Source organism: Serratia sp. T13T92 (assembly GCF_047530105.1).
Classification (GTDB): domain Bacteria; phylum Pseudomonadota; class Gammaproteobacteria; order Enterobacterales; family Enterobacteriaceae; genus Chania; species Chania fonticola.
Genome location: NZ_JBLJAK010000034.1, coordinates 1 through 19,890, shown reverse-complemented (window position 1 = coordinate 19,890; position 19,890 = coordinate 1). Strand labels below are relative to the sequence as shown.

17 protein-coding genes, 2 tRNA genes and 1 rRNA gene are annotated in these 19,890 nt (G+C 55.9%); 3 read left to right on the top strand and 17 right to left on the bottom strand.

The features are described 5' to 3' along the window. Positions 1-146 precede the first annotated feature (146 nt). Entirely contained in the window at positions 147-1,622 is a 1,476-nt protein-coding gene (gene ilvC, locus ACMV5I_RS22485) for a ketol-acid reductoisomerase (RefSeq protein WP_021181818.1), read from the bottom strand. Positions 1,623-1,789: 167 nt separating this feature from the next. On the opposite strand from ilvC, the gene ilvY reads away from it, so the two are divergent. Next, positions 1,790-2,671: an HTH-type transcriptional activator IlvY gene (gene ilvY / locus ACMV5I_RS22480; RefSeq protein WP_024527663.1), complete on the top strand. Its 882-nt coding sequence runs from the start codon at positions 1,790-1,792 to the stop codon at positions 2,669-2,671. Positions 2,672-2,853: 182 nt separating this feature from the next. Here the strand turns inward: ilvY and ACMV5I_RS22475 are convergent, their stop codons facing one another. The 8 genes from ACMV5I_RS22475 to ACMV5I_RS22440 all read right to left on the bottom strand — a co-directional run bounded on the left by ACMV5I_RS22475 (position 2,854) and on the right by ACMV5I_RS22440 (position 11,506). Beyond that, the gene (locus ACMV5I_RS22475) at positions 2,854-3,555 is read right to left on the bottom strand and encodes a DUF2461 domain-containing protein (RefSeq protein WP_021807370.1); all 702 of its coding nucleotides are present in this window, start codon (positions 3,553-3,555) and stop codon (positions 2,854-2,856) included. A gap of 21 nt (positions 3,556-3,576) precedes the next feature. After that, entirely contained in the window at positions 3,577-5,121 is a 1,545-nt protein-coding gene (gene ilvA / locus ACMV5I_RS22470; RefSeq protein ID WP_121608346.1) for a threonine ammonia-lyase, biosynthetic, read from the bottom strand. A 5-nt stretch (positions 5,122-5,126) separates the two neighbouring features. Beyond that, positions 5,127-6,977, bottom strand: a complete 1,851-nt coding sequence (gene ilvD / locus ACMV5I_RS22465) for a dihydroxy-acid dehydratase (RefSeq protein ID WP_414825294.1) — start codon at positions 6,975-6,977, stop codon at positions 5,127-5,129. A gap of 74 nt (positions 6,978-7,051) precedes the next feature. Next, positions 7,052-7,978, bottom strand: a complete 927-nt coding sequence (gene ilvE, locus ACMV5I_RS22460; protein ID WP_024482841.1) for a branched-chain-amino-acid transaminase — start codon at positions 7,976-7,978, stop codon at positions 7,052-7,054. 21 nt (positions 7,979-7,999) lie between these two features. Then, a complete protein-coding gene (gene ilvM, locus ACMV5I_RS22455; RefSeq protein ID WP_121608345.1) occupies positions 8,000-8,257 on the bottom strand; it encodes an acetolactate synthase 2 small subunit in 258 nt (85 codons plus the stop codon). Continuing rightward, the gene (gene ilvG / locus ACMV5I_RS22450; RefSeq protein ID WP_202729036.1) at positions 8,254-9,900 is read right to left on the bottom strand and encodes an acetolactate synthase 2 catalytic subunit; all 1,647 of its coding nucleotides are present in this window, start codon (positions 9,898-9,900) and stop codon (positions 8,254-8,256) included. Before ilvG ends, ilvM begins: the two co-directional genes overlap by 4 nt. A 141-nt stretch (positions 9,901-10,041) precedes the next feature. Then, on the bottom strand, positions 10,042-10,140 hold the full coding sequence (gene ilvL, locus ACMV5I_RS22445; protein WP_071681478.1) for an ilv operon leader peptide: 99 nt from the start codon (positions 10,138-10,140) through the stop codon (positions 10,042-10,044). Positions 10,141-10,273: 133 nt separating this feature from the next. After that, complete coding sequence (locus ACMV5I_RS22440; protein WP_284122297.1) at positions 10,274-11,506, bottom strand: MFS transporter; 1,233 nt, start codon at positions 11,504-11,506, stop codon at positions 10,274-10,276. Between the two features lie 342 nt (positions 11,507-11,848). Between ACMV5I_RS22440 and ACMV5I_RS22435 the strand changes: the two genes are divergently transcribed. Further along, positions 11,849-13,372: a YifB family Mg chelatase-like AAA ATPase gene (locus tag ACMV5I_RS22435; protein WP_046808033.1), complete on the top strand. Its 1,524-nt coding sequence runs from the start codon at positions 11,849-11,851 to the stop codon at positions 13,370-13,372. A gap of 28 nt (positions 13,373-13,400) precedes the next feature. Here ACMV5I_RS22435 and ACMV5I_RS22430 read toward each other — a convergent pair whose 3' ends face one another. Further along, positions 13,401-13,739 carry a DUF413 domain-containing protein gene (locus tag ACMV5I_RS22430; protein ID WP_021181829.1) on the bottom strand — a complete coding sequence of 113 codons (339 nt, stop codon included), beginning with the start codon at positions 13,737-13,739 and terminating at the stop codon, positions 13,401-13,403. A 119-nt stretch (positions 13,740-13,858) separates the two neighbouring features. Between ACMV5I_RS22430 and hdfR the strand changes: the two genes are divergently transcribed. Continuing rightward, a complete protein-coding gene (hdfR, locus tag ACMV5I_RS22425; RefSeq protein WP_121608341.1) occupies positions 13,859-14,686 on the top strand; it encodes an HTH-type transcriptional regulator HdfR in 828 nt (275 codons plus the stop codon). A gap of 4 nt (positions 14,687-14,690) precedes the next feature. Here the strand turns inward: hdfR and yjfF are convergent, their stop codons facing one another. From yjfF to rrf, 7 genes are all read right to left on the bottom strand, one after another. Further along, positions 14,691-15,683 (bottom strand): galactofuranose ABC transporter, permease protein YjfF, encoded by a 993-nt coding sequence (gene yjfF / locus ACMV5I_RS22420; RefSeq protein ID WP_414825293.1) that lies wholly within the window; start codon positions 15,681-15,683, stop codon positions 14,691-14,693. Continuing rightward, a complete protein-coding gene (gene ytfT, locus ACMV5I_RS22415) occupies positions 15,680-16,702 on the bottom strand; it encodes a galactofuranose ABC transporter, ATP-binding protein YtfT (RefSeq protein ID WP_094982439.1) in 1,023 nt (340 codons plus the stop codon). The genes yjfF and ytfT overlap by 4 nt, the downstream gene beginning before the upstream one ends. Next, on the bottom strand, positions 16,699-18,213 hold the full coding sequence (gene ytfR / locus ACMV5I_RS22410) for a galactofuranose ABC transporter, ATP-binding protein YtfR (RefSeq protein ID WP_414825292.1): 1,515 nt from the start codon (positions 18,211-18,213) through the stop codon (positions 16,699-16,701). The genes ytfT and ytfR overlap by 4 nt, the downstream gene beginning before the upstream one ends. A 22-nt stretch (positions 18,214-18,235) precedes the next feature. Continuing rightward, on the bottom strand, positions 18,236-19,192 hold the full coding sequence (gene ytfQ, locus ACMV5I_RS22405) for a galactofuranose ABC transporter, galactofuranose-binding protein YtfQ (protein WP_121608339.1): 957 nt from the start codon (positions 19,190-19,192) through the stop codon (positions 18,236-18,238). Between the two features lie 297 nt (positions 19,193-19,489). Further along, positions 19,490-19,565: transfer RNA gene (locus tag ACMV5I_RS22400), tRNA-Trp, on the bottom strand. 53 nt (positions 19,566-19,618) lie between these two features. Further along, positions 19,619-19,695: transfer RNA gene (locus ACMV5I_RS22395), tRNA-Asp, on the bottom strand. A gap of 94 nt (positions 19,696-19,789) precedes the next feature. Further along, positions 19,790-19,890 (bottom strand): 5S ribosomal RNA (rrf, locus tag ACMV5I_RS22390); the annotation flags it as partial.

The following is a 19,890-nucleotide window of genomic DNA, read 5'->3' as shown; positions in this document are numbered from 1 at the left end:
TTACGTTTAGTAAGTGACTGGGGTGACAAATCTGTCGGGAACAGATTTGAACGCTGTACACAGCGGCCCCGAAGGGGTAAGGCCCACGGATGGGCCGAATAGCTATGTGCAGGTAACAACGCTACAGCTTGAAAGACGACGGGTATTTAACCGGCTACTGCGATACGTTTCATATCGGTCATATAACCACGCAGTTTGCGGCCAACGGATTCGATTGGGTGGTTGCGCACCGCTTCGTTCACGTCACGCAGCTGCGCGTTGTCAACGGTGGTACCAGCAACAGATTTGCCCAGATCGCCCGCCTGCAGAGTGGTCATGAACTCTTTCAGCAACGGTACCGCCGCATAAGAGAACAGGTAGTTACCGTATTCTGCGGTATCGGAGATCACCACGTTCATTTCATACAGACGCTTACGCGCGATGGTGTTGGCGATCAGCGGCAGCTCGTGCAGTGATTCGTAGTAAGCAGATTCTTCGATGATGCCTGAATCCACCATGGTTTCGAAGGCCAGCTCAACGCCCGCTTTCACCATTGCTACCATCAGTACGCCATTGTCGAAGTATTCCTGCTCGCTGATTTTGCCTTCAAACTGCGGCGCGGTTTCGAAAGCGGTTTTACCGGTCTCTTCACGCCAGGTCAGCAGTTTCACATCGTCTGCGGCCCAGTCTGCCATCATACCGCTGGAGAACTCACCAGAGATGATGTCGTCCATGTGCTTCTGGAACAGCGGAGCCATGATGCCTTTCAGCTGCTCAGACAGCGCATAGGCACGCAGTTTCGCCGGGTTGGACAGGCGATCCATCATCAGGGTGATACCGCCCTGCTTCAGCGCTTCGGTGATGGTTTCCCAGCCGAACTGGATCAGTTTTTCTGCGTACGCCGGGTCGGTACCTTCAGACACCAGCTTGTCGAAGCACAGCAGAGAACCCGCTTGCAGCATACCGCACAGGATGGTCTGCTCGCCCATCAGGTCAGATTTCACTTCTGCCACGAAGGAGGATTCCAGCACGCCTGCACGGTGGCCGCCGGTGGCTGCCGCCCATGCCTTGGCAATCGCCATGCCTTCGCCTTTTGGATCGTTTTCCGGGTGAACCGCGATCAGCGTTGGTACACCGAAACCACGTTTGTATTCTTCACGTACTTCGGTACCTGGGCACTTAGGCGCAACCATCACTACGGTGATGTCTTTACGAACCTGCTCGCCCACTTCAACGATGTTGAAGCCGTGGGAGTAGCCCAGCGCAGCACCGTCTTTCATCAGCGGCTGTACGGCACGAACTACTGAGGTGTGCTGCTTGTCTGGCGTCAGGTTAACTACCAGATCGGCCTGCGGGATCAGATCTTCGTAGGTGCCAACCTTGAAGCCGTTCTCGGTGGCTTTGCGCCATGAGGCACGCTTCTCGGCAATCGCTTCTTTACGCAGCGCATAAGCCACGTCCAGGCCGGAATCACGCATGTTCAGACCCTGGTTCAGACCCTGAGCACCACAGCCGACAATCACCACTTTTTTCCCTTTCAGGTAACCAGCTTCATCCGCAAATTCGTCACGCGCCATGAAACGGCACTTACCCAATTGCGCCAACTGCTGACGCAGGTTCAATGTGTTGAAATAGTTAGCCATGGTGATGCTCCAGTTAATGTTGTGTCGTGCAATATTATTTTCATCCCAACCCTGTCGGTACGGGATCCGTTGAAACCAATGTATAACAGGAATTGCGTTGCTTAAATTGATATATTACGAACGTGACGTTGCAATTTCTGCAACACCCCGCTGCGAGCGTACTGATTATGGACTTACGTGATCTCAAGCTGTTCCTGCACCTGGCTGAAAGCCATCACTTTGGCCGTACGGCCAAGGCGATGCACGTCAGCCCCTCCACGCTTTCCCGCCAGATCCAACGGCTGGAAGAAACGCTTGGACAACCGCTGTTTCTGCGTGATAACCGCACCGTAGAGCTGACCGATGCGGGTGAACAGCTGAAAGTGTTCGCACAACAAACGCTGCTGCAGTATCAGCAGTTGAAACATTCGCTTGGCCAGCACGGCCCATCGCTGAGCGGCGAACTGCGCTTGTTTTGCTCGGTCACCGCCGCTTACAGCCATCTGCCGCCGATCCTCGATCGCTTCCGTGCTCAGCATCCCCTGGTTGAAATCAAATTGACCACCGGTGATGCCGCCGATGCGGTGGACAAGGTGCAATCTAACGAAGCCGATCTCGGTATCGCCGGGCGGCCTGAAACCCTCCCCACCAGCGTCGCCTTCACCCAAATCGGTGAGATCCCGCTGGTGCTGATTGCTCCCGCTCTGCCGTGTGCGGTACGAACGCAGGCTTTTGCCGAGCAGCCGGACTGGGCCAATATGCCGTTTATCCTGCCGGAGCATGGCCCGTCACGAAAACGCATCGAGCTGTGGTTCCGCCGCCAGCACATCACCAATCCGCTGATTTACGCCACCGTCGGCGGGCATGAGGCGATTGTTTCGATGGTGGCATTAGGCTGCGGTATCGCGCTGATCCCTAGCGTTGTGGTAGATAATAGCCCGGAGCCCGTTCGCAACCGCATCTCTCAGTTGGAGAATATCTCGATGGTCGAACCGTTCGAACTGGGGGTCTGCGTGCCGAAAAAACGCCTCAACGAACCGCTGATTGAGGCGTTCTGGCAACTTTTGTGAATAGAAGTGCGATTCCCACTCAAAACTCAATGAGGTTGTTTATCACAACTTAATAATACCCTATGGATTTCAAGTCACAGCTAGGCGGCCAGCTCGCTCATCCCCAGGAGCTTACTTTTGGGTAAATGACTGGGGTGAGTGAGTGCAGCCAACAACGCTGTGGCTTGAAAGACGACGGGTATTCATAGGTCTGCGGGGTCGATCTGCTTCATCGCTTCCACTTGCATCAGCCACTGGTACAGCGGCTCCAACTGCTGGAAACTCTGGGTCAGGGTAGCGACCAGATCGGCGCTGAACAGCTTTTCCACCTGATTATCTGTGGCCATCACCGCAAAGGACTTACGGTTGTACCAGGTGGCAATCTCCGGTGCCTGTTCCTTCACCAGCGGGCGCTTATAGCTTTCCCCCACCAGCTCGAACGGCGCGCGGCAGCACTCGGCCACCTCCAAAAACGGCTGTGGCCTGCGCAGCAAGGTATGGCGAAACAGATCCATGGTGGCTTTGTCGGCGCTGTAATAACCCAGGCCATAACGCAACATGTCCGGCCCCAGTTCAAAGAAGTACACCGGTGCCAGTTTCCAGTCTTTGCTTGGCCGCTTGAAGGTCAGCCACATGCGGCTACGGTAGCGGGATTTATCATGGGAAAAACGCGTGTCGCGATGAATGCGCGACAGCGTTTTACCAATGGCCGGACGGGTTTCAAACTGCGGGTCAATCATCAGCATCGCAGGACTCAGCGCATCCACCAGCGAACGGAACGGCGTTAACAGCTCACGGTCATACACGCCCCGATTGGCATCAAACCACTCCTTGTCGTTCTCGATCCGCACCTGTTGCAGGAAGTCCAGCCCTTGTTGGCTGAACCCGGTGAACTCATTACTCATACGCTATCCTTGTCGCCGATGTTAGCCCTGCAGGAAGAAACGGAACGCCGGGTTGTCGGTTTCATCATGGCAGTCGTAACCTAACGCCTGCAGGTGTTGCTCAAACTCTGGCTCAGTCTGAGAAAGCTCAAACCCTGCCAGCACGCGACCAAAATCGGTGCCGTGGCTGCGGTAGTGGAACAGCGAAATATTCCAATGCGTGCCCAACGTTTGCAGGAACTTGAGCAGAGCGCCCGGTGACTCTGGGAACTCAAAGCTGTACAGACGCTCACGCAGCGGTTTCGAAGGCCGCCCACCAACCATGTAACGCACGTGCAGTTTTGCCATCTCATCGTCGGACAGATCTACCACCTGATAGCCATCACGGTTCAGCTCATCGATGATTTCCAGCCGCTCGGTATGGCCTCTGGTCAGGCGGACACCGACGAAGATGCAGGCATTGTCAGCATCGGCATAGCGGTAGTTAAACTCGGTGACCGCACGGCCGCCCAACAGTTGGCAGAACTTCAGGAAGCTGCCCTTCTGCTCTGGAATGGTTACTGCCAATAGCGCTTCACGTTGTTCGCCCAGCTCGCAGCGTTCGGAAACGTAGCGCAGGCCGTGGAAATTCACATTGGCACCGGAAAGCACGTGGGCCAGCCGCTCACCTTGAATATTGTGCTGCTGCACGTATTTTTTCAGCCCCGCCAACGCCAGTGCGCCAGAAGGTTCGGCGATGGCCCGCACGTCTTCAAACAGATCTTTCACCGCTGCGCAGATCGCATCGCTGTCTACGGTGATCACATCATCAAGGTATTCACGGCACAGACGGAAGGTCTCATCACCGATGCGCTTTACCGCCACGCCTTCGGCAAACAGCCCAACGCGCGCCAGATCGACCGGCTGCCCAGCATCCAGAGCTGCACGTAGACAAGCCGAATCCTGGGCTTCCACGCCAATCACTTTGATTTGCGGCATCAGTTGCTTGATCAGCACCGCCACACCGGCCGCCAGGCCGCCACCGCCAACAGGGACAAACACCCGGTCCAGATGCGCGTCCTGCTGCAATAGCTCCATCGCCAAAGTGCCCTGCCCGGCAATGACTGCCGGGTGATCGAACGGAGGTACGAAGGTCATGCCCTGCTGCTGCGAGAGCTCAATCGCCTTGACCTTGGCTTCGTCGAAGTTGGCACCGTGCAGTAACACTTCACCGCCGAAGCCCCGCACCGCATCAACCTTGATATCCGCCGTCGACACCGGCATCACGATCAGGGTTTTGATCCCCAAACGGTTGCCAGAAAAGGCGACGCCCTGCGCATGGTTGCCCGCAGAGGCCGTGACCACGCCACGCGCCCTCTGCTCTTCATCCAGGCTGGCAATCATCGCGTAAGCCCCGCGCAGCTTAAAGCTGTGCACCGGCTGGCGATCTTCGCGCTTCACCAGAATGGTATTGCCGAGGCGTGCAGAGATCTTGCCCATGGTCTGTAACGGGGTGACCTGAGCCACCTCGTAAACTGGCGAGCGGAGTACCGCTCGCAAATATTCGGCGCCACAGGGGGCGTCGGGTAGGGGTTGTGATACCGCCATGGTGGTTAGCCTCCCAGCTTGCTCTTGTCCCGCACTGCGCCTTTATCAGCACTGGTGGCCAGCGTAGCGTAAGCACGTAACGCATAAGATACCTGGCGCTCACGCGCTTTCGGTGTCCAGGCCGCATCACCGCGTGCCAGTTCCGCCTCACGGCGTGCAGCCAGTACGCTCTCCGGCACATCCAGCACCATGCTGCGTTTCGGGATATCGATATCGATCATGTCCCCTTCTTCCACCAGCGCAATCAGGCCGCCGCTGGCCGCTTCCGGCGAAACGTGACCAATGGATAAACCGGAGGTGCCGCCTGAGAAGCGACCATCGGTGATCAGCGCACAAGCCTTGCCCAGCCCCATCGATTTCAGATAGGTGGTTGGGTAGAGCATTTCCTGCATGCCCGGCCCGCCTTTTGGCCCTTCATAGCGGATCACCACTACGTCGCCGGCCACCACTTTACCGCCAAGAATCGCCTCAACGGCCGTATCCTGGCTCTCATAAACTTTGGCTGGCCCACGGAAAGTCAGGTTGTCTTTATCCACGCCAGCGGTTTTAACGATGCTGCCGTCTTCGGCCATGTTGCCATACAGCACTGCCAGGCCCCCTTCCAGACTGAAGGCGTTTTCCAAGGAGCGGATACAGCCATGGGCACGATCGTTGTCCAGCGTGTCCCAACGGCAGTCCTGTGAGAATGCCTGGGTGGTGCGGATACCTGCCGGGCCTGCGCGGAACATTTTCTTCACCGCTTCATCCTGGGTCAGCATGATGTCGTACTTTTCCAGGGTCTCTGGCAGCTTCATCCCCAGGATGTTATCCACATCGCGGTTCATCAGCCCGGCGCGATCCAGCTCGCCAAGAATGGCCAGCACGCCACCGGCACGGTGCACGTCTTCCATATGGTATTTCTGAGTGCTTGGCGCCACCTTGCACAGGTGTGGCACTTTGCGGGACAGGCGATCGATATCCGCCATGGCGAAGTCGATCTCGCCTTCCTGCGCTGCCGCCAACAGGTGCAGTACGGTATTGGTGGAGCCACCCATCGCAATGTCCAGAGTCATCGCATTTTCGAACGCGGCCTTGTTGGCGATGCTGCGTGGCAGTGCGCTCTCATCGTCCTGCTCGTAGTAACGCTTGGTCAGTTCAACGATGCGCTTACCGGCGTTCAGGAACAGGTCCTTACGATCGGCGTGGGTCGCCAGCAGCGAGCCGTTGCCCGGCTGAGACAGGCCCAACGCTTCGGTGAGGCAGTTCATGGAGTTGGCGGTAAACATCCCGGAGCACGAGCCGCAGGTTGGGCAAGCGGAACGCTCGATCTGCGCGCTGTCGGCATCGCTGACGTTCGGGTTGGCCCCCTGGATCATCGCATCGATCAGGTCCAGCTTGATGATTTTGTCGGAAAGCTTGGTTTTACCGGCTTCCATCGGGCCGCCGGAAACGAAGATCACCGGAATATTCAGGCGCAATGACGCCATCAGCATCCCTGGGGTGATCTTATCGCAGTTGGAAATACACACCATCGCATCGGCGCAGTGGGCATTCACCATATACTCCACCGAGTCGGCGATCAGCTCGCGCGACGGCAGAGAATAGAGCATGCCGCCGTGGCCCATGGCGATCCCATCATCCACCGCAATGGTGTTGAACTCTTTGGCAACACCGCCAGAGGCTTCGATCTGTTCTGCAACCAGCTTGCCCAAGTCGCGCAGGTGCACATGGCCCGGCACAAACTGGGTGAAGGAGTTGACCACCGCAATAATCGGTTTGCCGAAATCGTCGTCGGTCATCCCGGTCGCGCGCCATAATGCGCGGGCACCCGCCATGTTGCGGCCGTGGGTGGTGGTGGCGGAACGGTACTTAGGCATGCTCTTCACTCCAAAAATTGTCATATTACGGACGGCGAACGAACCGCCCGTTTAGTCTTGTCTGTCGTTGTTATTTACGGATTAACCGGATCGAGCCAGCCATACTTGTCTTCGGTCTTGCCGCTAAACAGGCCAAAGAACGCCTGCTGGATCTGCTTGGTAATTGGACCGCACTTGCCGATCCCAACCTGAATACCATCCACGCTGCGCACCGGCGTGATTTCCGCCGCAGTGCCGGACATAAACACTTCGTCCGCCAGATACAGAGACTCACGGGAAAGCACTTGCTCGCGCACTTCGAAGCCCATGTCTTTTGCCAGCTTGATGATCGCGTCACGCGTGATACCAGGCAGGGCAGAAGAGGTGAACGGTGGAGTAAACAGCACGCCGTCTTTCACTTCAAACAGGTTCTCGCCTGCGCCTTCAGAGATATAGCCGTGAACGTCCAGCGCGATACCTTCCTGATAGCCGTGGCGGCGTGCTTCGCTGCCCACCAGCAGTGAGGAAAGGTAGTTACCCCCGGCTTTAGCCGCGGTAGGAATGGTGTTTGGTGCCACACGGTGCCAGGAAGAGACCATCGCATCGATACCTTGGTCCAGCGCTTCTTCACCCAGATACGCGCCCCAAGGAAACGCCGCGATAATCACGTCAGTTTTATAGCCTGCCGGTGGGTTAACGCCCATGCCAACATCACCAACAAACACCAAAGGACGAATATACGCGCTGACCAGATTGTTTTTACGCAGCGTAGCACGGCAGGCTTCCATCAGCTCATCGACGCTTTGCGTTACCGGCATACGGTAAATTTTGGCCGAGTCATGCAGACGCTGCATATGTTCACGGTGGCGGAATACTACCGGGCCTTTATGTGAGTCATAGCAACGAACTCCTTCAAATACCGACGTTCCGTAGTGCAGCGCATGCGACATTACGTGAACCTTGGCATCGGCCCAGGGAACCATCTCACCATTGAACCAGATATAATCGGCTTTCTTCGTCATTGTGTTATTCCTTCTGCGCCATCAGGCGCTGATTTGTTGTGATGATTGTTGCTGGATCTCAACGCTGGAGACATCCATCAGTTTGCTTAACTGAGATGACAGTAAATCCACAGGGCGCTGGCTGGCAACGGTCAATTCAATATTTATATCGTCGCTATTGATGCCCGAAGCCATATTCATAGCACAGACCTGGAAGCCACGGTGACGGACAACGCGCAATACGCGCTCTAACATTTCAGGGCGGAAGCGGGCCTGGATCGAGAGTTGATGCTGCATCATGATACTTTCTCCAACATGGTTTCGTTGCCTGCGCCCGGCGGCACCAGCGGCCAGACGTTCTCGAGTTCATCAATGGAAACCTGCAGCAGATAAGGCCCTTCGCTGTTCAGCAAGGTATCGAGCGCGTCTGCGACCTGGTCTTTGCGGGTAATACGTTGGCCGGGGATGCCGAAGGCGCTGGCCAATATCAGGAAATCGGGGTTATCGGAGAGGTTGGTTTCGCTGTAACGGCCATCAAAGAACAGTTGCTGCCACTGGCGAACCATCCCTAAACGCTGGTTATCCAGTAACACGATCTTCAGCGGTAACTGTTTGCGTTTGATGGTGCCCAGCTCCTGCACGTTCATCATGAAGGAACCATCCCCGGACACGCAGATCACCATGTCCTCCGGACGTGCCATCTGCGCACCTACCGCTGCGGGGATACCGAAGCCCATCGTCCCCAACCCGCTAGAGGTGATGAAGTTCTCTGGGCGTTCAAAGCTCATGTGCTGCGCGGTCCACATCTGGTGCTGGCCCACGTCGGTGGTCACCACGGTATTGGCCGGTTTGCGTTCAGACAGTTGCTTGAGCAGTAACGGAGCGTAGATCGGTTGGCCCGGATGGTCGTAACGCCAAGGGTGGGTTTCTTTCAGCTCCGCCACCCGTTGCAGCCAGGGGGCGATCTGCATTGGCTGTTGCAGAGCTGGCAGCAGCGTCTTCAGATCCCCTTGCAGGGCCACATGCGCCTGACGCAGTTTGCTCATTTCCGCCGGGTCGATATCCATGTGGATCACCTTGGCGTGCGGCGCAAAGGCGTTCAGCTTGCCGGTCACCCGGTCGTCAAAACGCGCGCCTACGGCTATCAATAAATCACACTCCTGCACGGCGAAGTTGGCAGCCTTAGTGCCATGCATACCCAACATGCCGAGATAATACGGATGGTTGGCATCCGGCGCGCCCAGGCCTTTCAAGGTCGCCACGGTTGGGATCTGCGTCAGCTCGACAAATTTCCGTAATGCCGGGACTGCCTGCGCCATCCCCACGCCACCGCCCACATACAGCATCGGCTTCTGCGCCTGTGCCAGCAACTGCGTGGCCATAGCCAGCTCCGCCGTAGGATGTTCAAACTGGTCTTCTACCGGCATCAGATGAGGAGGCAAATCGCCCTGCGCCAGTTGGATGTCTTTCGGGATGTCGATCAGTACCGGGCCTGGGCGGCCGCTGGTGGCGATGGCAAAAGCCTCTGCCATGATCCCTGGCAGCGCTTCCAGCGACTCCACCAGGAAACTGTGTTTGGTACAGGCCAGAGACAGGCCCAGAACATCGATCTCCTGAAAAGCATCGGTACCGATAAGCGCAGAGCCTACCTGACCGGTGATCGCAACCACTGGCACCGAGTCCAGCAGCGCATCCGCCAACCCGGTGATCAGGTTGGTCGCGCCAGGGCCAGAGGTGGCGATACAGACGCCAACTTTGCCGCTGGAACGGGCATAGCCAATGGCCGCAATCGCCGCGCCCTGCTCATGACGACACAGCAGATGTTCAACCCCGCCGTCATACAACGCATCGTAGACCGGCATGATCGCACCACCGGGATAGCCGAATACCTTGTCTACCCCCTGTGCACGCAACGCTTGAACTACCCACTGAGCACCATTCATGGTTATTTCCCCGCCTTGTTGCGAGAAGCGCAGGATTTTATTCTGTTGGTCATTCTCTGCTCCTTGTTCACATTTTCTTGGCATAAAAAAACCCCCGGACCTTTTGGGTGCGGGGGTTATCTTGCGATTCCGGCTTGTTTTCTAAGCCTTTCTTCGTCCAAGTGCAGCCCCGCACGGTGGGATAATAATCACCACCACGCTAATCACGACTAGGCTAATCACTTGGGCTAGGGCTTTCATAATCGGTTTGTTCACTGTGCTCGTTTCGAACTAATGCCTACAGAGTTACCATAGCAGCCGGTAACCTGACAACACTTTTTTTGCGTTATTATTCGGCGCTGCCGGGTCAAAGCGGCAACAAAGCGCATGAAATTCAAACGCTAACACCAGCACCGGGCGCTTTACTTTCTACCGCAATCGCTTTGCCGCGCGTATCCTTGCCAAAATACACCAGCACCGCGATCACGATCGCCACCGTCCCGGCGATCATCGCCATCGCCAGGCCGTAGTTTTGCCCATGATGTTCCGCAATCGTGGCCTGCAAGGTCGCATTCACCGAAGCAATCAGGTTACCCAACTGGTAAACAAACCCCGGCAACACCGCACGGGTATTCGCTGGTACCAGTTCGTTGAGGTAGGTTGGGATCACCCCCCACGCGCCCTGCACCATGAATTGCATCATGAACGCCCCCAGCCCCAGCATGAACGAACCGCTGGCGAAGGCCCACAGCGGGATCACCGGTAACGCCAATAGGGCAGCAATAATAATGGCTTTCTTACGGCCAATTCTTTCCGACAGGGCACCAAAGAAAATACCGCCGATAATGGACGCGATATTGTAGCTAATGGCGATGATACTGACGGTTTTAGGATCGAAACCGTGCTGAATTTTCAGGAAGGCCGGATACATATCCTGCGTGCCGTGAGAGAAGAAATTGAACGCCGCCATCAGCAGCACCAGATAGACACACAGCTTCCAATGGCTCTTCAGAACTGGCAGCAGAGCGGTGCTTTCTTTACGTGCCCGTGCCGCCAGCCACACCGGCGACTCTTCAACGCAGAAGTAGATAAACGGCAGCAACAGGATTGGCGCGGCCCCGATCACGAACATGCCACGCCAACCGACCACTTCAAACAGCAGGCCGTAGGCCACCGCTGCCAACAGATAGCCAAACGGATACCCCGCCTGGAAAATACCGGACATCAGGCCGCGCGAACGGTCTGGGATGCTTTCCATCGCCAGCGAAGAGGCCACACCCCAGATGCCGCCCATCGCCACGCCGTAAAGCACACGCAGCAACAGAAAGACGGTCAAAGAAGGAGCGGCCGCCGACAACAGCTCAAATACCGAGAAAAACACGATATTCAACATCAGGATCGGTTTACGGCCATACTTTTCCGCCGCACGGCCAAAAATAAGCGCGCCAATCGGGCGTACCGCCAACGTCAGCAGGATCGCCAGGGTGACTTGTTCCATCCCCACCTGAAAAGCCTGAGCAATATCGCTGAGCAAAAAGACCAGCACAAAGAAATCGAAAGCGTCGAGCGTCCAGCTTGAAAAGCTGGCAATTGCCGCATTGCGCTGCAGCGGAGTCCAACCAAACATAGTGTTATCCCTACCGTAGAGTACGAGGTCATCAGGTTTAGCGGCGGCCGCAGCGGGTGCGGTAGCGGTCGGGGCTTTGTTAAAGAAGTGATTTTTATTTTAACCAATTGTTAAATACACCCATTAGCCCTGCTGTTGCAACTTGGTTAGCCTGCTAATTTGTTGCAACCTTGTGGTAATTGTTAAGGGGTATTACAACGAAATGCGTACCGACTCGAAAAACATCACTAACATGATGAAATAAATTACTTTTAATTTTGTAGCACTACGCAAGCTGACGATGAGCAGCGCGCGGCTATCGGGCTGTTCACGCATCATGTTGCCTTCAGCGAGGAGAGCAATATGTCACTGGCGGTAATCTATACCCGTGCCACGATCGGCGTGCAGGCGCCTTCGGTCATGGTTGAAGTCCATATCAGCAACGGATTACCCGGCCTTACACTGGTCGGCCTGCCGGAAACCACGGTGAAAGAAGCCCGTGACCGGGTGCGCAGCGCACTGATCAACAACGGCTTCACCTTTCCGGCCAAACGCATCACCGTCAATCTGGCACCGGCCGATTTGCCTAAGGAAGGGGGGCGCTATGATTTACCCATTGCGCTGGCCATTCTGGCAGCCTCAGAGCAACTGCCAGCAGATAAGTTGGCGCACTATGAGTTCCTGGGTGAATTGGCGCTTTCTGGCGCATTGAGGGCGGTACACGGTGCAATTCCGGCGGCAATAGCGGCAGCCGAGGCCAAGCGTGAGCTGATCCTCGCAGCGGCCAACGGCAAAGAGGCGGGGTTGCTTCCCAACAGCACGACCCGAGTTGCGGAACATTTGCTGGAGGTTTGCGCTTTTTTGCAGGGAAAGGGGGATCTGCCGATCGCCGTAGCGCCTCCTGCGGCTGCCACGTCAACGGAAACTGCCGACCTGCAGGAAGTCATTGGCCAAGAGCAGGCAAAGCGAGCGTTGGAAATTGCCGCGGCCGGGGGCCACAACCTATTGCTGCTTGGCCCCCCGGGCACCGGAAAAACCATGCTGGCCAGCCGCCTCAACGGTTTGCTGCCACCGTTAAGCGATCGGGAGGCGCTGGAAAGCGTCGCCGTTGCCAGCTTATTACATCACCCTGATGAAACCCTGCCATGGCGACAGCGGCCGTTTCGTGCCCCGCATCACAGCGCTTCGATGGCTGCCCTGGTTGGGGGCGGTTCCTTGCCGCGTCCAGGGGAAATCTCCATGGCGCACAACGGCGTGCTTTTTCTGGATGAGTTACCCGAATTTGAACGGAGAGTGTTAGATGCGTTGCGTGAGCCACTGGAATCCGGTGAAATCGTCATCTCACGCGCCAGCGCCAAGGTACGCTTCCCAGCTAGGGTGCAGCTGATTGCGGCGATGAACCCCAGCCCAACCGGGCACTATCAAGGAATCCACAATCGCACGCCACCACAGCAAATCTTGCGCTACCTCGGCAGACTTTCCGGCCCCTTCCTCGATCGATTTGATTTATCGATTGAGGTGCCACTGCTGCCACCGGGCGTACTGGCCAAGCAGCACCATGCGGGGGAAAGCAGCCAACAGGTTCGTCAGCGGGTGCTGGTGGCACGCGAGCGGCAGCTGGCACGGGCTGGTAAGGTGAATGCGCTGTTGAGTAACCGCGAGGTGGATCGGGATTGCCATTTGCCTGCGGCGGAAGCGGAGTTTTTGGAGAAAACGCTGAGCCAACTGGGATTATCGGTTCGAGCCTGGCATCGCATCCTGAAAGTGGCACGCACGCTGGCCGATTTGACGGGGGAACAACAGATTGATAAACGCCATCTCAGCGAAGCGCTCAGCTATCGCAGTATGGATCGCCTGCTGCTGCAGCTACACCGCAGCCTGGAATAAAAAATGGGGCCGAATGGCCCCATGATGATCAATCGTCGCTTTCAGTGTAGTCTTCTACCGCATCAGCCTGCGGCTTGCCACCTGACAGCGTATGGAATTTTTTCGGGCGGCGGGTGCGCGCCAGATATTTAGACCATACTTTTTCTTGCTCGGTTACCGGTTCACGCTCACCGCGACACACTGCAACGAACAACTGCTCTTCTTCAGTGGCTGGCTGGCGTTTGCCGGCATCCAACTCGTTGAACGCATACCCGAAACGCTCTAGCAATTGCGCTTCTTTAATGGTGAAATCGCCGTGACGGGAGAACCCGCGAGGATAGTTTTTATTATCAAAAAAACGACTGTTGGTGGTGAAGCTATCCGCCATCTGACACGCTCCTAATTCTCTCATGGCCGTGCTGTTTATGGCGCGGAGTATTAGATAGGCTTGACATCGTGTAAAACAAAACATTTAAATCTTAACGATAAAAAACTTTGGAGATTGGTGTGGACACCGAATTACTGAAAACCTTTTTGGAGGTCAGTAGAACGCGACACTTTGGCCGCGCAGCGGAATCCCTGTACTTAACGCAGTCTGCGGTGAGTTTCCGTATCCGTCAGCTTGAAACACAATTAGGGGCGAATTTATTCACCCGCCACCGTAACAATATCCGCCTGACACCAGCAGGAGAGCGGCTGTTGCCCTATGCTGAGAGCCTGATGAACACTTGGCAGTTAGCAAAGAAAGAGGTGGTGCGATCGCTACAGCACAGCGAACTTTCAATCGGTGCCACCGCGTCGCTATGGGAAGCTTATCTCACGCCCTGGCTGCAATCGCTCTACCAGCAGCGGGAGGCCTTGCAGCTCGAGGCCAGGGTGGCTCTGCGCCATTCTTTGGTGAAGCAGCTACATGAAAGACAGCTCGATTTGCTAATCACCACCGAACCGCCAAAGATGGATGAGCTGGCCAGCCAACTGTTGGGTAACTTCTCGCTACGCCTGTTTTCCTCGTCGCTACGCGATAAATCTGCCCCCATGCCTTACATCAAACTGGAATGGGGTGCCGATTTTCACCAACAGGAAGCCCGCATGCTTGAGGGCGACAGCATGCCTGTGTTGACCACCACTTCCGCACATCTGACGCGTCAATTGCTGGAAACGACCGGCGGCTGTGCATTTCTCCCCAGCCAGTGGGAAAAAGACTACCCTCAGTTGATCGCCGTTGCTGACGCCCAGCCGATCATCCGCCCGCTTTATGCCGTCTGGCTGCAAAACAGCGACCAGCAGCCGTTAATCCGCCAACTGCTGAAAATACCTTTAAATACCGCAACCTGAGCCGCTATGACGGCTTCAGGCGTGGATGGCGGGGTTTCGCCCGTCTGGTTTGCCAAAAGGCGCTCATCGCCTTCTGGAGGCCGATAAAGCAGAACAGCAGGATGCCGATGACGATTTTGATCCACCAGGAGCTGAGCGAGCCATCAAAAGTGATGTAACTCTGGATTAAGCCCTGGATCAGCACGCCAAACAGGGTACCCAAGATGGTGCCGACACCACCGGTCAGCAACGTTCCCCCAATGACGACCGCCGCAATGGCATCCAGTTCGACACCGCTGGCAGCCAGAGCGTAACCAGCGGAAGTGTATAGCGAGAAAATTATGCCGGAGAGGGCCGCCAGCGTGCTGGAAAGCATGTAAATCTGGATGGTGGTACGCCGTACCGGCACCCCCATCAGCCCAGCGGAGACCGGATTCCCCCCGATGGCATAGACGTTATGGCCAAAACGGGTACGATGCGCCAGGATCATGCCAATCGCCACGACCAGCAGCATCACCAGCGCCAATAAGGTAAATCGGCCACCACCGGGGACTTTCCAGGCGTAGTTTGCCAGCGTGGCATACAGCGGGTGATCAATCGGCAAAGACTCTTCTGACACGATAAAACTCATGCCGCGCACGAAGAACATCCCCGCGAGCGTGATGATAAATGCAGGTAATTTCAGTACGTCGATGATCCACCCCATCAGCGCACCAAACGAGGCCCCCATCAGCAAGGCAATGACAAATGCATAACCTGGAGCAATACCATAAGTGCCAATCAGCTTGGCCAACAGTACGCCAGTAAAGGCGATCACCGAACCCACCGAAAGATCGATACCCCCTGAAAGGATCACAAATGTCATACCCACGGCCACAATGCCGAGAAAGGCGTTATCGGTCAGCAGATCGCACCAGACGCGGGTAGAAGCGAAACTGGGGAATTGGCTAAGGCAAAAGGCGTAGCCCAGCAGGAAAACCGCGATAGTGATCAATAGGGGAAGGTTACGTTTCATCATGATTTACGTCTCCGCCACAGCCGCTGTAATGACACACTGGGGGATTGCACCAGCAACACGGCTAATACCACCACCGCTTTCAACACCAGGTTAAACTCCGGTTTATAGCCCGAAAGCAGAATTCCCGTATTCATACCCTGAATGATTAGCGCACCCACCACCGAGAGCAGCAGATTAAAACGCCCGCCCAGCAGTGACCCACCGCCAATCACCACGGCCAGGATCGCATCCAGTTCGAGCCACAAGCCCGCATTGTTGGCATCCGCACCGCGGATATCCGCCGTGACGATAACCCCTGCCACCGCCGCACACAGGCCGCAAATGATATACACCGCAATGATCACCCAGCGAGTACTGACGCCAGCATTACGTGCCGAGCGTAAATTGATACCGACCGCCTCAATAAACAGCCCTAACGCGGTTTTGCGTGTCAGTAACCAAATCAGTAGCAGCATGATGGCCGCAATGATCACCGGCATCGGCAGATACATCAGCGAACCACTGCCGAGCTTGGCTAATCCTTCACTCTCAAAGGTGACGATTTGCCCTTCGGTAATCAACTGCGCGATACCGCGCCCAGCCACCATCAGCATCAAGGTGGCGACGATCGGCTGGATTTGCAGCACCGCAACTAAGAAGCCGTTCCACAGGCCACACAGTGCCCCAACCGCTAATGCGGCCCCCAGGATGTAAGCTAATGGGTAGCCAGCGCTGGTCATGGTGGCAGCGGTCGCCCCGGCAATCGCCATCACCGCACCGACGGAGAGATCGATCCCACCGGTGGCGATCACTAGCGTCATACCCAAGGCAAGCAGTGCAACAGGGGCACCGCGATTAAAAATATCAATCACGCTGCCGAACAGGCGACCATCCTGAATATGGATTGAAAAGAAATGGGGGGCGACCAGGCTATCGATAAGCAAAATCACCGCCAGCGCCCCCAGCTGCGTCGCTCCGGCGGGCATTACCCACCTTACTTTGCGCGGTCCACCGGTCATGGGAAAACTCCTGTGGTTCATGCTGCCCCCTGTTGCACGGCAATGGCCTGCATAATGGCGGGAACCGTAATGGCATCATGTTCAAGCTGCGCCACATGTTTTCTATCGCGTAATACCACAATGCGATCGGCATAACCTGCCAGCTCCTCCAGTTCGGAGGAGATCACCAGCAGCGCCAACCCTTCATCACAAAGCCGTTCAATCAGGCGGATAATTTCCGCATGAGCCCCTACGTCAATGCCACGCGTTGGCTCATCCAGGATCAGGAAACGGGGTTTAGTCGCCAGCCAGCGGGAAAGCAGCACCTTCTGCTGGTTACCGCCGGAAAGGTACTGGATTTGCTGCTCCGGCCCCGGTGTGCGGATCCCCAGCAGTTTGATGAAATCCTCCGCAATTCGGGTTTGCTCACGCAACGGGATAGGCCGTAACCAGCCACGTTGCGCCTGCAATGCCAGAATAATGTTTTCCCTCACAGTGGCTGCGCCAACAATGCCGTCGGTCTTACGATCTTCTGGGCAATAACCAAATCCCAGGCTGGCCGCCTTACGGGGCGTAGGGATCGCCACCGTTTTGCCTTCAACCTTCGCTATACCTTTATCCCGAGCCTTAATGCCGAAGATCAGTTGTGCCGTCTCGGTACGTCCCGATCCCAATAAACCAGCCAGGCCGACTATTTCCCCAGGCCGGATCGCCAGATCGAAGGGCTCAAGCATGCCGCGTCGGCCATAGCCGCTAAATTCTACTAACGGCGGAGCCTGCACGGCCTGATGTTCGCTGCGTTTGAGCAGCGTCTCATCAAAACTGTGGCCAAGCATCATCTGCACCAATTCGATCCGTGGTAGCTCGGCGGTGACACGGGTCCCGACCAGCTTGCCGTTACGCAACACCGTAATACGATCGCTGATGCGGTAAACCTGCTCGAGAAAATGGGTGACAAAGATCATCCCCATTCCCTGAGATCGCAGTTGGCTGAGAATATCCAGCAGCATGGTGACTTCCTTGGCATCCAGGCTGGCAGTGGGTTCATCCAGGATCAGCACCTTGGCGGAAAGATCGACGGCGCGAGCAATCGCGACAATTTGCTGAATGGCGATAGAGTAGTTGCCCAGCGGCTGGCTGACATCCAGCGGTAAGCCATAGCCTTCCAGCAGCTTACGGGCATTACGCAACATGGTTTTTTGATCGATCAGGCCAAAGCGGGTAGGTTCGCGACCGATAAACAGATTGGCGGCCACCGAGATATTAGGCAGCAGGTTAACTTCCTGATAGACGGTGCCAATCCCCAACGATTGCGCCTGGGCCGTATTCTGTGGCGCAATCGCGGTGCCTTCTAGCCAGATCTCACCGGCGGAGCGTTGGTAAACACCGGTCAATGCCTTAATCAGCGTGGACTTGCCCGCGCCGTTTTCCCCAAGAAGCGCCACCACCTCACCGCGTTGTAGTGTGAAATCAACCTGCTCCAGCGCTTTTACACCTGGAAACTCCACGGATAACCCGTTTATCGCCAATAATGCTGCCTGAGGTGTGGCCATTATCTGCTCCGCCTGTTAACGATCAATATCCCATGCTTTTCTTCATATCGTATTCCTGTCTGGCAGTTTCAGGCTGCAGCAGTTTCGACTCGGTCTGGATAAATTTCTGTGGCTGTGTGCCGTCTTTCTTCAATGCAATCAAGGCATCAAACGCAGGTCCTGCCATATTTGGCGTCAGTTCAACCGTGGCGTTGGCTTCCCCTTCCATCATCGCTTTAAAGATATCCGGCACGCCGTCGATGGAAACAACCTTGATCTGTGAGCCCGGTTTGAGGCCGGCTTCTTTAATCGCCTGGATAGCACCAATGGCCATATCGTCGTTATGTGCATAGACGGCGCAGATGTTCTTGCCGTTCTGCTCAGCCTTGATAAAGCTTTCCATCACCTCTTTACCCTTGCTGCGAGTAAAGTCGCCAGACTGCGAGCGGATGATTTTGACGTTATCGGCAGAGGCAATACCGTCCGCAAAGCCTTTCTTACGGTTAATGGCTACGCTGGACCCGACGGTGCCTTGCAGTTCCACCACGTTACAGGGCTTGCCCGCAACGGCTTTCACTAGCCATTCGCCTGCGACTTTCCCTTCATGGACGCTGTCAGAGGCGACTGCAGCGGTATACAGCGAGGGATCGTTCACTTCGATCATGCGATCCAGCAGGAAGACCGGAATTTTGGCCTCTTTCGCTTCCTGCAATACCGGAGTCCAACCGGTGGCCACCACCGGCGCAATAAAGATGGCGTCAACACCCTGAGCAATAAAGGATCTCACCGCCTTGATCTGGTTTTCCTGCTTTTGCTGTGCATCGGCGATTTTCAGCGTAATACCCCGTTTTTCCGCCTCCTGTTTCGCCACTTTGGTTTCTGCCGAACGCCATCCTGATTCAGAACCAATCTGAGAAAAGCCGACAACCAAGGGGGCAGCCTGCGCCGCTCCCATCAACACACCGCTTACGGCGGCCGCTAACAGTAAACGCTTAACCATGTTTTTCTCCTCGCTCTGCCTGAATCGGTCAGACAGAGATGGCTGTGGGTGTATTCGCTTTCATCGAGTGTGCCCAAAAAACTCGTGGGGCTTATAAGGTGTAGTTGAAATACAGGGAGGAATGATGAGCGATATCACAGCGCGGGATTACAACCATTTTGTGCATAGATACAGCTAGAAATGTCTAAATTGGGAACGATTTCGGCGGGAATTTTGTACGCGTTAGCGGGAGGACTGGCAATTCTGGGCGAGTAGAAAGCAAAAAAAACCCTTCGCGAAAGCGAAGGGTTTCTAATATGGCAGGGGCGGAGAGACTCGAACTCGCGACACCCGGTTTTGGAGACCGGTGCTCTACCAACTGAGCTACGCCCCTAAATTACGCTTAACATTATGCCTGCTAACAGTAGCAGGCATAATTTAAATAAGTGGCGGAACGGACGGGGCTCGAACCCGCGACCCCCTGCGTGACAGGCAGGTATTCTAACCAACTGAACTACCGCTCCACCGATTCTTCTACGTCGCATCTTTCGATGCTGGCAAAACCACCTGGGTGATTTCGCGCATTACCAGATGTCATACTGATAACGTTTATTTGATGCCTGGCAGTGTCCTACTCTCGCATGGGGAGACCCCACACTACCATCGGCGCTACGGCGTTTCACTTCTGAGTTCGGCATGGGGTCAGGTGGGACCACCGC

Bases quoted from the DNA above. Each gene is read 5' to 3' on its own strand.
- ilvG (WP_202729036.1), bottom strand. From the start codon at position 9,900: ATGAATGGTGCTCAGTGGGTAGTTCAAGCGTTGCGTGCACAGGGGGTA.
- ilvM (WP_121608345.1), bottom strand. From the start codon at position 8,257: ATGATGCAGCATCAACTCTCGATCCAGGCCCGCTTCCGCCCTGAAATG.
- ACMV5I_RS22440 (WP_284122297.1), bottom strand. From the start codon at position 11,506: ATGTTTGGTTGGACTCCGCTGCAGCGCAATGCGGCAATTGCCAGCTTT.
- ytfT (WP_094982439.1), bottom strand. From the start codon at position 16,702: ATGAACCACAGGAGTTTTCCCATGACCGGTGGACCGCGCAAAGTAAGG.
- ilvY (WP_024527663.1), top strand. From the start codon at position 1,790: ATGGACTTACGTGATCTCAAGCTGTTCCTGCACCTGGCTGAAAGCCAT.
- ACMV5I_RS22430 (WP_021181829.1), bottom strand. From the start codon at position 13,739: ATGGCGGATAGCTTCACCACCAACAGTCGTTTTTTTGATAATAAAAAC.
- ilvA (WP_121608346.1), bottom strand. From the start codon at position 5,121: ATGGCGGTATCACAACCCCTACCCGACGCCCCCTGTGGCGCCGAATAT.
- ilvE (WP_024482841.1), bottom strand. From the start codon at position 7,978: ATGACGAAGAAAGCCGATTATATCTGGTTCAATGGTGAGATGGTTCCC.
- ytfQ (WP_121608339.1), bottom strand. From the start codon at position 19,192: ATGGTTAAGCGTTTACTGTTAGCGGCCGCCGTAAGCGGTGTGTTGATG.
- ACMV5I_RS22435 (WP_046808033.1), top strand. From the start codon at position 11,849: ATGTCACTGGCGGTAATCTATACCCGTGCCACGATCGGCGTGCAGGCG.
- yjfF (WP_414825293.1), bottom strand. From the start codon at position 15,683: ATGATGAAACGTAACCTTCCCCTATTGATCACTATCGCGGTTTTCCTG.
- ilvL (WP_071681478.1), bottom strand. From the start codon at position 10,140: ATGAAAGCCCTAGCCCAAGTGATTAGCCTAGTCGTGATTAGCGTGGTG.
- ytfR (WP_414825292.1), bottom strand. From the start codon at position 18,213: ATGGCCACACCTCAGGCAGCATTATTGGCGATAAACGGGTTATCCGTG.
- ilvD (WP_414825294.1), bottom strand. From the start codon at position 6,977: ATGCCTAAGTACCGTTCCGCCACCACCACCCACGGCCGCAACATGGCG.
- ilvC (WP_021181818.1), bottom strand. From the start codon at position 1,622: ATGGCTAACTATTTCAACACATTGAACCTGCGTCAGCAGTTGGCGCAA.
- ACMV5I_RS22475 (WP_021807370.1), bottom strand. From the start codon at position 3,555: ATGAGTAATGAGTTCACCGGGTTCAGCCAACAAGGGCTGGACTTCCTG.